The sequence below is a fragment of the Streptomyces virginiae genome (assembly GCF_000720455.1).
In the GTDB taxonomy this organism is placed as follows: Bacteria; Actinomycetota; Actinomycetes; order Streptomycetales; family Streptomycetaceae; genus Streptomyces; species Streptomyces virginiae.
Map to the genome: position 1 here is coordinate 178562 of NZ_JOAK01000003.1, position 12416 is coordinate 190977.

The window sequence follows — 12416 nt, forward strand, 5'->3', positions numbered from 1 at the left end:
CGCGGGGGAGCGGCGCCGGCTACGGCTGCTGGAAGCCCGCCTCCTGGAGGATCTTCTGCGCCTCCGGGGTGCTCAGCCACGCCACGAACGCGGCTGCGGCCGCGGTGTTCTTGGACTGCTTCAGCGTGGCGGCCGGGTAGGAGGCCACGGCGTTCTGCTCGTCCGGGATCTCCACGGTGACGACCTTGTCGCCCGACTTGGCGGAGTCCGTCTCGTAGACGAGGCCGGCGTCGGCCTCACCCATCTCGACCTTGCCCAGGACGGCACGGACGTTGGGCTCCTGGGAGACCGGCTTCACCTCGACCTTCTGGGCGTCGAGGATCTGCTTGCTGTAGCGGCCGACCGGCACCTCGGGCGCGGCGAGCACCACCTTGAGCTTGGTGTCGGCGAGGTCCTTCAGCTCGTCGATCTTGAAGGGGTTGCCCTTGCCGGCCGCGATGACCAGGCGGTTCTTCGCGATGATCCTGGGGTCGCCGGTCTCGGACTTCAGCCCGTCCATGGTCTTCGTGTCGGCAGTGACCAGTGCGTCGGCCGGGGCGCCCTGCTTGACCTGCGCCGCGAGCTCCTGCGAACCGGCGAAGGAGAAGGTGACCTTCGTGCCGGGGTGGGCCTTCTCGTACGCCGCACCCGCGGTCTTGAAGACGTCGGTGAGGGAGGAGGCGGCCAGGACGGTGAGGTTCGCCTGCGGCGCGGCGGAGGCCGACGGTGCGGCGGAGCCGGTGCCGGAGGCGGCGGGCTTGTCGTCGCCGCTGCCGCAGGCGGTCAGCCCGGCGAGCAGGGCGGCGGACAGGGCGGCGGCGGCGACGGTGCGGCGGCGGGTCAGGGTCGGGGACATGAGCGCAGGCTCCTCGGTCGGGTCGGCGGCCGGCCGGTGCCGGATCCGCGCGGTGGTGACCCGCGCCGGTGACGGGCGGAGCGGGTGGGGACGGTGCAGTGATGCTGAGCGGTGGTGCGGGGCCTCGGGCGGGCCGCGGCGGACGTCGCCTGTGGTTCAGGCGCGGTCGACGTGCACGCTCGTCGACTTCACGCGGGCGGTGGCCCGCATGCCGACCTCCAGCCCGAGTTCTTCGACGGCCTCGCGGGTGAGCAGGGAGACCAGGCGGTGGGGACCCGCCTGGATGTCGACCTGGGCGGACACGTCGCCGAGCCGGACGGCCGTGACGATGCCGGGGAAGGCGTTGCGCGCCGAGGTGTACGGCTCCCCGTCCTCGGTGTGGGCGCCCTGGCCCACCTCCACGGAGAAGGTGGCCAGGTCACGGCCGTTGATCAGCCGCCGGCCGACCTCGTCGCGATGGGTCACGACCCGGCCGGCGTCGGCCCAGCGCCGCGCGGTGTCCGGGCTGACGCCCAGCAGTCGCGCTGCCTGTCCGATGGTGTAGGACTGCATGTGCGACAAGGTAGGTCCACGCGTGGCGCATTTGCAATTCTCTTGGGGGGATCGCCATGGTAGGTGCCAGGGTCATTGGTGCATCCGCCAAAAGCTGCCGGAAAAGTCGTTCCGTCCTTTTCGGCCCGGCTCGCTAGAGTCGGGGCATGGCTGATGAGGTATCGGGAACGGAAACGGGCACGGTGCGGGTCGACGCGTGGATCTGGTCCGTGCGTCTGACCAAGACCCGCTCGATCGCGGCGACGGCCTGCCGGGCGGGCCATGTGAAGGTCAACGGGGAACGGGCCAAGCCGGCGCAGTCGATCCGCGCGGGCGACGAGGTGCGGCTCTTCCACGCGGGTCGCGAGCGGATCGTCGTCGTCAAGCGGCCCGTGTCCAAGCGGGTGGGCCCGCCGGTCGCCGCCGAGTGCCTGATCGACAAGAGCCCGCCGCCGCCGACCCCCGTGGAGGCCGCGGTCGTCGGCATCCGCGACCGGGGCACGGGACGCCCCACCAAGCGCGACCGCCGCGAGATGCAGTCGCTGCGCGGACGCTGACCCGGCCGCGACCGCGAGGCCCGGGCCGGGACGGCTGCCGCCGCCCGCCCGGGACCTCAGGCCTTGCGGTACGCGTACGCCTCGGCGGCGGCCTCCGCGACCTGTGCCAGCGGGGCACCCGCCGACGCGGCGACCACCGCCGCCACCGCGCCCTCGACGAACGGGGCGTCCACCAGCCGTGAACCGGGCGGCAGTTCGTCCTCCAGCAGCAGCGCCTTCACCGTCAGCACCGAGCTGCCCAGGTCCGCCAGCAGCGCGACCCCGGCACCCCGGTCCACCTCCCGGGCCGCCGCGACGACCAGCTCCGCGCTCGTGCCGAGCCCGCCGGCGGACGTGCCGCCCGCCGCGGCCACCGGCGCCACCGGCCCGCCCGCCGCCAGGCCCCGCGCCAGCTCCGCCACCGACTCGGCGACCTGAGCGCTGTGCGAGACCAGTACGACCCCGACCAGGGCCTGCTGCGCGGCCGCGTCCCCGTCTCCACGTCCGGCCGTCACCGTGCGCCCTCCGCCCGCTCCGCCACGTCCGCGAGCGCTCCCAGCAGCAGCGCCGACGAGGTCGCGCCCGGATCCTGGTGCCCGATGCTCCGCTCGCCCAGGTAGCTGGCCCGCCCCTTGCGCGCCTGCATCGGTACGGTGGCGAGGGCCCCGTCCTGCGCCGCCTGGGCCGCCGCCCGGTACGAGGTGCCGAGCGCGGCCACGCCCGGCAGCAGCGCGTCCAGCATCGTCTTGTCGCCCGGCGCCGCACCGCCCAGCTGTGCCACCGCGCCGACCCCCTTGTCCAGGGCCTCGCGCAGCTCGGCGTCGGACACCTCGGACGCCTCCCCGAGCTCCTTGCCGGTCCGCCGCAGCAGCATCCCGTACAGCGGTCCCGACGCGCCGCCGACCGTCGAGATCAGCGTCCGCCCGGCGAGCTGGAGCACCGCGCCCGGCGCCGCCGGGGTCTCCGCGTCCAAGGCGGTGCGCACCGCCGTGAAACCCCGCAGCAGATTGCTCCCGTGGTCGGCGTCCCCGATGGGGGAGTCGAGTTCGGTGAGCCGGTCCGCCTCACGCTCCACGGCGGCCGCGGTGGCCGCCATCCAGCTCCGGAAGAACTCTGCGTCACGCACCGGATCTCCTCGCCTCGCGTCCGCCCTGGCCGGTCCTCCCGCCACCATAGATCAGCGCGGCCGTGAGGGCGTGCCGTGCCGATCATGCCGGGCCCGCGGCGTCCGTACGGGCGCGTCGGCCCCGCTCCGACCGCGCCGGCCCCCGCCGGACCCGGGGGCGCCCGGCGCGCAGAATCGGTCAATTGGCGCCGCATGCGGTCAACCGGAAGCGCGAGATTCAGCCACGTGGTCGGATGTCTGCTTCTGCGGGATTCGACGAGTGCGAGGCGCAGCGTGGCAGCGACGACTGAAGAGCCTTTCAGGGCTCTGCTGGAAGCGGCACCGGACGCGATGGTGATCGTGGACGACGCCGGGGTGATCCGGCTGGTGAACGCGCAGACCGAAACCCTGTTCGGCTACCCCCGCCGGGAACTCCTGGGCCGGCACATCGAGGTCCTCGTGCCCGAGCGGTTCCGCGGGCACCACCCGGACCACCGGCTAGGCTACGCCGCCAGCCGCCAGGTCCGGCCGATGGGAGCGGGCCTGGAGCTCTACGGCCTGCGCCGGGACGGGCGCGAGTTCCCCGTGGAGATCAGCCTGAGCCCGCTGGAGACCCCGGAGGGCCTGCTGATCTCGGCGGCCGTGCGCGACGTGAGCGAGCGCAGGGCCGCCGAGGAGCGCTTCCGGGCGCTGCTGGAGGCGGCGCCGGACGCGATGGTGATCGTCGACGAGCAGGGCGCGATCCAGCTCGTCAACGCGCAGACCGAGGCCCTCTTCGGATACGCCCGGGAGGACCTGCTGGGAAGACAGGTCGAGGTGCTCGTCCCGGAACGGTTCCGCGGGCACCACTCCGACTTCCGGCACGGCTACGTCGTCAACCGCAGGGCCCGCCCCATGGGCGCGGGTCTGGAGCTGTACGGCCTGCGCCGCGACGGCGGCGAGTTCCCGGTCGAGATCAGCCTGAGCCCGCTGGAGACCCCCGACGGCACCCTGGTCTCCGCGGCCATCCGCGACGTCACCGAACGCAAGTCCGCCGAGGAGATGCTCGCGCGGCTCTACGAGCAGCAGCGCCACGTCGCGCTCACCCTCCAGCGCAGCCTCATGGGATCCCCGCCGGACGTACCGGGGATGCCCACGGCGAGCCGGTACTTCCCGGCCCGGCAGGGGGCCGGGGTGGGCGGCGACTGGTTCGACCTCATCCCGCTGGGGGGCGGCCGGGTCGGCGTGATGGTCGGCGACGTGATGGGGCGCGGCCTGGACGCCGCCGCCGTCATGGGCCAGCTCCGGTCCGCCTCCCACGCACTGGCCAAGACGGGGATGCCGCCCTGGCAGCTCATGCGCGCCCTGGACGCGGTCGTCAGCGAACTGCCGGACCAGTTCGTCACCTGCTGCTACCTGGTCGTCGACGCCGACGCGGCCGAGATCACCATGTGCTCCGCAGGACACCTGCCGGTCCTCCTCGTCACCCCGGGCGGCGAGGTCACCCGGCTGCCCGTCGAGGTGAGCGTGCCGCTGGGGGTGGGGGAGGTGCCCCACCACGAGACCCGGCACAGCGTGGAGCCCGGCTCGGTCCTCGCCCTCTACACGGACGGCCTGGTCGAGACGCCCGACAGCGACATCGAGGGCCAAGTGGACGGTCTCGCCGCGGCGTTGGAGAAGGCCGTCACGACGACGGACGGCCTGGAGGCGGCCGCCGACCGGCTGCTGGCCGAACTGCTGCCCGACGCCGACGACAACCCCGACGACGTCACCCTCCTGCTCGTCCGCATTCCCGACACGCCGGTGACCTCGCAGAGCATGCTCCTCGCCGCGGACCCGAGCAGCGTCGGTGCCGGGCGGCGGTTCCTTCGCTCCACCCTGGCCCAGTGGGGCAGGGACGAGGAACACCTCCGCGAGACCGCCTGCCTGCTCACCTCCGAGCTGCTCTCCAACGCCGTGAACCACAGCCGCGGTCCCGTCCGCCTGCGACTGCGCCAGGCAGGCCGCGAACTCAGCGTCGAGGTCTGCGACGGCAGTCCGGTCCTGCCGCAGGCCCGCTTCGCCGAACCCGACGCGGAATCAGGCCGCGGTCTGCTCCTCGTCGACTCCCTCGCCTCCTCCTGGGGAACCCTCCCGACGGCCGAGGGCAAGGCCGTCTGGTTCTCCCTGCCCCTGCCCGCCCCCCGTACCGACCCGCGCCCCCTGCCCGCCCCCGGCCGGACCCCGGCGGAACCCCCCACGCAATCCGACTGAACCGCCGGCCGATCACGTGATCGAATGGGCGTGTGAACGGCCGTGACGGAAAGGGTCCCGCTGTGTCAGATACGCCCCCGCCGAACGTCTGGGCCGCGCCGGCCGGAAGCGCTCCGCAATGGCCGGCCCCGGCCCAGGGCCGGCCGCCCACCGCCCAGGGCGGTCCGCCGTTCGGCGCGCCCACCGTGCAGCAGCCGCCCACGGAGGCCGCGCCGGCCGGAAGCGCCTACCACGAGCAGGCCCGCAACGGTCGCCAGAAGACCCCGCAGCGCGTCGGGGAGTTCCTCCTCGTCCTCGTCGGGAACCTGGTCGCACCGCTGCTGGTGATCGCGTGCGGCGCCGTCGTCTGGTACGTGCTGGGCCTGGACTTCGCGGAGGACGGCGAGCGGATCCTGGGGGACCCGCTCGCCGACGAGGCGCTCTCCCTGCTCTCCATAGCCGCCGGCATACTCGTCGTGATGCTCGCCGTCCGCTGGTGCGGCAGCCGCCCCGCCGGCACCGTGGCCTCCGTCCTGGGGCGGGTGCGCTGGGGCTGGCTGGCCCGCTGCTCGGCGGTCGCCTTCCCCCTGATCGTGCTCCAGATGGGCGGGCTGGCCCTGTGGGGCTACCTCACCGACGGCGAGGAGAGCCTCGCGGGCGACTTCCCCGGCTGGTCCCAATTCGCTCTCGGACTCGTCGTGCTGTGGGCGCTGATCCCCTTCCAGGCAGCCGCCGAGGAGTTCGTCTTCCGGGGCTGGCTCGCCCAGTTCTTCGGCGGCTTCCTCACATCGCCCTGGCCCGGCATCGTCATCGCGTCCGCCCTCTTCGCCGTCGCCCACGGGCTGGGCGAGCTGTCGGGATTCGCCCTGCTCTTCTACTCCGCCATGTGGTGGGGATGGCTGACCGTCCGCACGGGAGGCCTCGAAGCCGCCATCGCGGTGCACGTGGCGAACAACGTCACCGCCTACGGCATCACCGTCGCCCTGGGACAGCTGGCGGAGTCGGGCAACGCGGCGGACGCCCCGTGGCAGGCACTCGTCCTCGAGCTCGTCGCGGCACCGGCGTACTGCCTGCTGATCGCCAGGCTCGCCACCACCCACGGCGTACGACGCCTCAGCCCGGGAGGGCCCGCCGGGCGTGCGGAACCGGCCGAGAGTGCGGAACCGGCCGGGCGGGACGAGCCGGCGGATCGTGCGGAACCGGCCGTGTAGCAGCGGGTCACCGGCCGGCGGCAGCCGATCCGATCTCGACCACCCGGGCCCAGGGCGGTGTCGGGGCCGGCCGGTAGTACGGATCGTCCTCGTCCCACCGCGGGGTCTTGGGACGGGCGAAGCGGCCCACGACCGTCCGGCAGGGCGGGCTTACGGCGGGCCAGGGCGTCTGCCCGTCCGTCAGGACCACGATGACGTCGGGTCGGGGCCCCGATCGCAGCGCCTTGGCGAAACCCGCGCGCAGGTCCGTACCGCCACCGCCCAGCAGCGCGATCCCCTCGCCCTCGCACAGCGGATGCACGACCCGTGCCGCCGCGTCGCACGGCACCACGGTGACCAGGTCGCGGCGGCCGCCCACGGCCTGCGCGATCGCGGCGACCTCCAGGAGCGCACTGCCCAGTTCGGCGTCGCTGACCGACCCGGAGGTGTCGATCACCACGCAGACCCGCGGCGGCCTGCGCCGCAGGCTCGGCAGGACGACACCGGGCAGCCCGGCCGAGCGCCGGGAGGGCCGGCCGTAGCTGTAGTCCTCGCCGGCGCCCGCGCCGGAGGCCGCCGAGCGCACCGCCGCTCCCAGCAACTCCCGCCACGGCTGCGGTGGGTGGAAGGCCTCCTCCGCCCACCGCTTCCATGCCTTCGGGGCGTGCCCCGGCCGCCCGTTGATGCCCTGTGCCACCCGGAACCGGACCGCGTCCTGCTCCTGCTCGCCGAGTCCGTCCGCGCCGTCCGGCCCGAGGTCCCACTCGCGTTCCATCCCGTCGGCGCCGCTGCCGCAGTCAAGCCAGACCAGGCCCTGTGTCAGCGGCCCGAGCCCGAACTGGCGCAGGTAGTCCTCCATCAGCTCGCCCCCGGACAGCCCCAGGTGCTGCGGGGTGACAGCGCCCTCGGGCCGGACCAGCCCCTCGCCGAACGCGTCGTCGTTGATCTCGCAGTCCGCGGCGATGTTCATCCGCAGCCGCGCCCCGGGGCCTTCCAGCCCCTGGACCCGCGCCGCCCGGTCACCGCGCCCGTGGTGGTCGCGCAGCAGGTGCGACACCTCGTGGACCCACACCCCGGCCAGTTCCTCCACCGGCGTCCGGTCCACGAACCCCGGAGAGACGTAGACCCGCCAGTACCTGTCGACGGCCATCGTCGGCACCTGCCGCGACTCCACGGTGTGCAGGGCGAACAGCGCCGTCGCGAGGTACGGCCGGACCCGCGCGGCGTGCAGCCGGGCGGTGTAGAGCTTGTCGAGGTCCAGCGCCCCCGGCGCCCCGGCGCTCACCGGCCGGCCCCCGCGGGGACGCCCGTACGGACCGCGGTCCGCTCCGCCGCCCGATCCGCTCGCCGGGACAGGTCAACCACCCCGGCGAGCCGCTCGATCGCGGCCGGCACGTCCCACTCCTCCCGGCGCAGCGCGGCCAGCGAGGTCGCGGGGACGACCACCAGGTCCGGCGCCCCCGTCTCCAGCGCCCGGACCATGATCGCCCACGCCGCGTCCCAGCGGGACTTCTCCGGGCGCCGGCACACCGCCGAGACGATTCCGTCGAGGACGGCCTGGCGCTGGTCGCCCCGTTCGGGCAGCTCGGCGCCGGCCGGGTCGGCCAGCAGCACCTCGGGGTCAGGGAGTTCCATCCGGTCCAGGGCGGCCAGCAGCTCCAGCGCCGGACCGTCCCCCACCGTTCCCCGGACCAGCATGGACAGCACCTCCCTGGAGGAGCCGGCCGCGGTGGCGAACGCGATCAGACGCAGCGTCATGTCCCAGCTGCGGGGCGACGGCCAGGCGCCCCCGCGCCGCGTTTCACCGGAGGGCAGCCGGTGCACGAGCGGGGGCCGGGTGGTGAGGAACTCGCACACCGCGCGCCGGGCGAAGTCCACGGCGCCCGGCAGGGCTTGCGCGTCGAGGCGCGGCAGGGTGGCCCGCGGCCAGGTCCCGCCCAGCCCGCGTACGACGACATCGTGGTCGTGGGTCCACTGGAGGTGGACGAACCGGTTCGCCAGCGGCGGGCTCAGTTCCCAGCCGTCGGCCGCCGAGGACCGCGGGTTGGCGGCCGCCACGATCCTTACGCCGGGCGGCAGTTGCAGGGCGCCGACCCGCCGTTCCAGTACCAGGCGCAGCAGCGCTGCCTGTACGGCGGGTGGCGCGGTGGACAGCTCGTCGAGGAAGAGCAGCCCGCGCCCGGCCCGTACCAGGCGCACCGCCCAGTCCGGCGGGGCCATGGGGACGCCCTGCACCGCGGGGTCGTCGCCGACGACGGGCAGTCCGGAGAAGTCGGACGGTTCGTGCACGCTGGCGATCACCGTGGTGAGCGGCAGGTCCAGGGAGGCGGCGAGCTGGGTGAGGGCGGCGGTCTTGCCGATGCCCGGCTCACCCCACAGCAGGACGGGCAGGTCCGCGGCGACGGCCAGGGTGAGGGCTTCCAGCTGGTCGTCGGGGCGCGGCTCGGTGGTGGTCTCGCGGAGCAGGGCCAGCAGCTCGCCGGCGAGGTCCAGTTGGGAGGCGACGGGCGTGTTCATGGGCATGGGTGATCACCTGTGGGGTTCGTGAAGGGTGAAGGACGAAGGGTGAGGGGGCCCGGCCGGGCGGTCCCGGTCGACGGCGTAGTCCGCCGGATCTCAGGCGGCGGCCCGGCGGTCGTGCCGGGAGCGACTGGGCTTCGGAGGGAGGCGGTCGGGACCCGGCCCGGCCAGGCCCGCGCGGAACAGCCCGTAGGTGATCCGCCGTCGGGCGGCCGCCTCCAGTTCGTCCAGCAGGGGGCCCGGGCGTAGAGTCGCGTCGGGGCCCAGGAGGCCCTCGACGACGGCCAGCGCCCCGGCGACGTCTCCGTGGTCCAGGCGTTCGCGGACGCCGGTGAGGCAGTCCGGTCGGCGGTGGGCCGCGTCGATGGCCCGGAAGCAGGGCAGCGGGGTGCCCGACAGGCCGGCCAACAGTTCCTCGCGCCGGACCTCGGCCGGGTCGTGGTCCAGCGCTGTCAGTACGCCGTCGACGAGGCCGATGCGGTGCCGGGCTCCGCGGCATTCGACGAGGCGCGGCTGCCCCGGCCCCGGACCCGCGGTCCGTGACGGCCGGTCCGGCGCGGCCGGCGCACGACCCGGTGCCAGGGCGGCGGCGACCAGCGGGTGCAGCCGGTCGGCCCCGATGGAGCCGGTGCGGAGCAGATCCAGGTCGGGGAGCACCCACGCGGCCGCGTCGGGCAGGACCGGCAGCGCGCGGGCGCTGCCGTCCGTGGGGGCGGCCCCGATCCGGAGCGACGGCGTCCCGGCGCCCTGCCCGTCCCCGTCACCGTCGGCCACCAGGTCCAGGACCAGCCGCTGCCGGGCCCCGAGCCGGACGGTGACGCTGCCGGTGGTCCGTCCCTCGGCCCGGAGCACGATCGCGGCCTCGGCGGCCCACCGGTCGACGGCGCAGCGGTGCTCCGGCGGGAGCGTTCGCGTGAGTTCCGGCCCGGGTTCCGGTCCGGGCGGGCCCTCGGAGGCCGGCCGGTCGGCCCCGGAGCGGACCCGCAGCTCGTCCGTCCTGCGCGCGTCCCACAAGTGGCGGTGCAGGTCGAGGCGGAACCGCCGGTCGGGGCGGGAGCCGGGGCGCGGATCACCGGCGGCGACCCCGGTCCCGGAGCGGGAACCGTCCCACAGGGCGAGGCTGATCCGCTGTCCGCCGTCCGCCCAGGCGGGCGGGGTACGGGCCACGAGGTGCACCGGAGGTGCGGCGTCCGCGGAGCCGGCGGTGTCGTACCGGGCCAGGGTGACGGTCAGGTCCGGGCGCAGCAGCCCGTCGGGAGCTATGCGCGGCATGTGCCAGCGGAGCAGGTCGGGCGCCAGGTGGCGCAGATCGGCCCGGATGCGGTCCGCGAGGTCGCGGCCGTGCGAGCGGGCCAGGGAACGCAGGTTGAAATCGACGTCGATGCCTGCGGCGGCGCACGCCGCGGCCCAGTCGCCGACGTGGCGGCGGGTGGTCGCAGTCTCGATCATGGACGCCGGCACGGCGTACTCGCGTACGCGGAGCCAGAGGGCGAGGCGGGGGTCCCGGTTCGCGGTCTGAGTGAGCATCAGCGCTCACCTTGCGCGGTGGGGACCTCCGATCCGTGAAGGGAAGGAGTGGTCATCGCGGTGATCGTAGCTTCCCCGCCCGGGACCGGCCAGGTGTTTTCCGGCGCCTGCCGTCCCGCCCGGGCCAGCGGTGGTGGTGCTGGTCGATGACGTAGTGGTGGCCGTGCAGCCAACCGCTTCCGGCCGCACGGGCGTCGGCGAGGTGCGGGTGACCGGGCGGCAGGTCCGGGTGTACGTGTTCCAGCCGGTACGGGTCACGGACCGGCCAGATCACCGCGGCGGCTGCGGTCGCGGCCAGGGCGACCGCCCCCAGGACCGCGGCCGTCAGCGGCAGCCCGGCCCACGGGGCGAGCCAGCCGGCCAGTGGGTAGGTGAGCAGCCAGCAGCCGTGGGAGAGGGAGAAGCGGGCGGCGAAGGCGGCGGGCAGGTCCGCTTCGGCCGTGGAGCGGCGGATCACGCGGCCCCCGGGGGTCAGGACGGCCGAGCAGGCGGCTCCGATCGCCGCCCACGCCGCCAGCAGCGCGGGCCAGGACCAGGGGCCGGGGGCGGTCGCGGTGAGCACGGCCACGGCGGCGAGTACCAGCGGGAGGGCGGAGGCGGCCCAGAGCATCACCGCGCGGTCGGTGGAGCGCCGCAGCAGCCGCGGCAGGGCGAGCGCGGCGAGCACGGACCCGGCGCCGTACGCGCCGAGGGCGACGGACACCGCGCCGGCCGTCCGGTCGAGGTGGTCGCGGACGGCGGCGACGGTGTCCACGAAGACCACGGCTCCGGCGGCGGCGACCGCCAGGTCGAGGGCGAGCAGCGCCCGCAGCCGCGGCGTGGCGCGGAACAGACGGGTCCCGAAGGCGGCCTTGGCGTAGACCCCGCCGCTCCGCCCGGCGGGAGCGGGCCCGGGCAGGGCCGTGGCGGTGACGAGCGCGGCGCTGGCGAGGAAGCCGGCGGTGGTGCCGGCGAACAGCCGGTCGTAGGGGACCACGGTGAGCAGCGCCGCCGCCAGCACCGGGCTGCACAGGCTCTCCAGGTCGTAGGCGAGCCGGCTCATCGACAGGGCTCGGGTGTAGTCGTGTTCGTCGGGCAGGACCAGCGGGATCGTGGCCTGGAAGGACGGGGTGAAGGCCGCGGAAGCCGCCTGGAGCAGGAAGACGAGGACGTAGACGTGCCACACCTGCGAGACGAGGGGGAGTGCCACCGCGACGCCCGCGCGGGTGAGGTCCGTCGCCACCATGAGGGTCCGCCGCGGCACCCGGTCGGCGACGGCCGTGACCAGGGGAGCCACGGTCACGTAGGCGATCATCTTGATCGCCAGCGCGGTGCCGAGGACCGCCGGGGCGGCGTCGCCGGCCAGATCGTGGGCGAGCAGGCTCAGTGCGACGGTGGCGAGCCCGGTGCCGACCAGGGCGACGACCTGGGCGGTGAACAGGCGGCGGTAGGTCCCGTTGCGCAGCACGGACGGCAAGGGCGGCCCCGTTCCGGTCGGCGGATCGATGACGCGATGCCAGCGTAGCCAACATGTGCGCACCTGTGCACGTGTTCGGCGGGGGAACGGACCGGACGGCGGTACTGGTGGACGGGCTCAGTCGTGCGGCGGCAGGGAGCCGATCTGGTGGTCGGCGACGTTCACGGCCTCCTCCACCAGCCGGCGCAGGTGCCCGTGGCGCAGGGCGTAGACGACGCGGCGCCCGTCCTTGCGGGTGGTGACCAGGCCGGCGAGACGGAGCTTGGCCAGGTGCTGGCTGACGGAGGGCCGGGCCGCCCCGCACGCCTCGGTGAGCGTGGTGACGTCCGCCTCGCCCCGGCCGAGCCGTTCCATCAACGCCAGGCGCGTGCGGTCCGCGAGCAGGGCCAGGACGGACGCGGCGACCTCCAGTCGGTCACCCCGCTCCTGCGCACCCTGTGCACCTGCCGGATGCATGCCTCGGCTCATCCGTACATCGTATGGGGGCGCATGCGCACGGGCCCCG

12 protein-coding genes are annotated in these 12416 nt (G+C 74.9%); 3 read left to right on the forward strand and 9 right to left on the reverse strand.

The window, feature by feature from the left end; translation table 11 throughout:
• Positions 1 to 19: 19 nt before the first annotated feature.
• Together modA and IG86_RS0106115 are read right to left on the reverse strand one after the other, a co-directional pair.
• Positions 20 to 835, reverse strand: a complete 816-nt coding sequence (gene modA / locus IG86_RS0106110) for a molybdate ABC transporter substrate-binding protein (protein WP_030895297.1) — start codon at positions 833 to 835, stop codon at positions 20 to 22.
• A gap of 156 nt (positions 836 to 991) precedes the next feature.
• Positions 992 to 1387, reverse strand: coding sequence for a TOBE domain-containing protein (locus IG86_RS0106115; protein WP_030895301.1), 396 nt, complete (start codon positions 1385 to 1387; stop codon positions 992 to 994).
• A gap of 146 nt (positions 1388 to 1533) precedes the next feature.
• On the opposite strand from IG86_RS0106115, the gene IG86_RS0106120 reads away from it, so the two are divergent.
• Positions 1534 to 1923, forward strand: a complete 390-nt coding sequence (locus tag IG86_RS0106120; RefSeq protein ID WP_030818504.1) for an RNA-binding S4 domain-containing protein — start codon at positions 1534 to 1536, stop codon at positions 1921 to 1923.
• A 56-nt stretch (positions 1924 to 1979) separates the two neighbouring features.
• Here IG86_RS0106120 and IG86_RS0106125 read toward each other — a convergent pair whose 3' ends face one another.
• Both IG86_RS0106125 and dhaL read right to left on the reverse strand, forming a co-directional pair.
• Entirely contained in the window at positions 1980 to 2417 is a 438-nt protein-coding gene (locus tag IG86_RS0106125) for a PTS-dependent dihydroxyacetone kinase phosphotransferase subunit DhaM (RefSeq protein WP_051784993.1), read from the reverse strand.
• Positions 2414 to 3028 (reverse strand): dihydroxyacetone kinase subunit DhaL, encoded by a 615-nt coding sequence (dhaL, locus tag IG86_RS0106130; protein WP_030818500.1) that lies wholly within the window; start codon positions 3026 to 3028, stop codon positions 2414 to 2416. Before dhaL ends, IG86_RS0106125 begins: the two co-directional genes overlap by 4 nt.
• Before the next feature lie 273 nt (positions 3029 to 3301).
• Between dhaL and IG86_RS40505 the strand changes: the two genes are divergently transcribed.
• Both IG86_RS40505 and IG86_RS0106140 read left to right on the forward strand, forming a co-directional pair.
• A complete protein-coding gene (locus IG86_RS40505; RefSeq protein ID WP_244305789.1) occupies positions 3302 to 5239 on the forward strand; it encodes a PAS domain S-box protein in 1938 nt (645 codons plus the stop codon).
• Between the two features lie 62 nt (positions 5240 to 5301).
• Positions 5302 to 6429 carry a CPBP family intramembrane glutamic endopeptidase gene (locus tag IG86_RS0106140; RefSeq protein WP_063761494.1) on the forward strand — a complete coding sequence of 376 codons (1128 nt, stop codon included), beginning with the start codon at positions 5302 to 5304 and terminating at the stop codon, positions 6427 to 6429.
• Positions 6430 to 6436: 7 nt separating this feature from the next.
• Here the strand turns inward: IG86_RS0106140 and IG86_RS0106145 are convergent, their stop codons facing one another.
• The 5 genes from IG86_RS0106145 to IG86_RS0106165 all read right to left on the reverse strand — a co-directional run bounded on the left by IG86_RS0106145 (position 6437) and on the right by IG86_RS0106165 (position 12379).
• Positions 6437 to 7693, reverse strand: a complete 1257-nt coding sequence (locus IG86_RS0106145; protein WP_030895311.1) for a vWA domain-containing protein — start codon at positions 7691 to 7693, stop codon at positions 6437 to 6439.
• Positions 7690 to 8931: an AAA family ATPase gene (locus tag IG86_RS0106150; RefSeq protein ID WP_107051815.1), complete on the reverse strand. Its 1242-nt coding sequence runs from the start codon at positions 8929 to 8931 to the stop codon at positions 7690 to 7692. Before IG86_RS0106150 ends, IG86_RS0106145 begins: the two co-directional genes overlap by 4 nt.
• Positions 8932 to 9024: 93 nt before the next feature.
• Positions 9025 to 10455 (reverse strand): hypothetical protein, encoded by a 1431-nt coding sequence (locus tag IG86_RS0106155; RefSeq protein WP_030895314.1) that lies wholly within the window; start codon positions 10453 to 10455, stop codon positions 9025 to 9027.
• Positions 10456 to 10507: 52 nt separating this feature from the next.
• On the reverse strand, positions 10508 to 11911 hold the full coding sequence (locus IG86_RS0106160) for an MFS transporter (protein ID WP_045936491.1): 1404 nt from the start codon (positions 11909 to 11911) through the stop codon (positions 10508 to 10510).
• A 117-nt stretch (positions 11912 to 12028) separates the two neighbouring features.
• The gene (locus tag IG86_RS0106165; protein ID WP_030818488.1) at positions 12029 to 12379 is read right to left on the reverse strand and encodes an ArsR/SmtB family transcription factor; all 351 of its coding nucleotides are present in this window, start codon (positions 12377 to 12379) and stop codon (positions 12029 to 12031) included.
• Between the last annotated feature and the right edge of the window lie 37 nt (positions 12380 to 12416).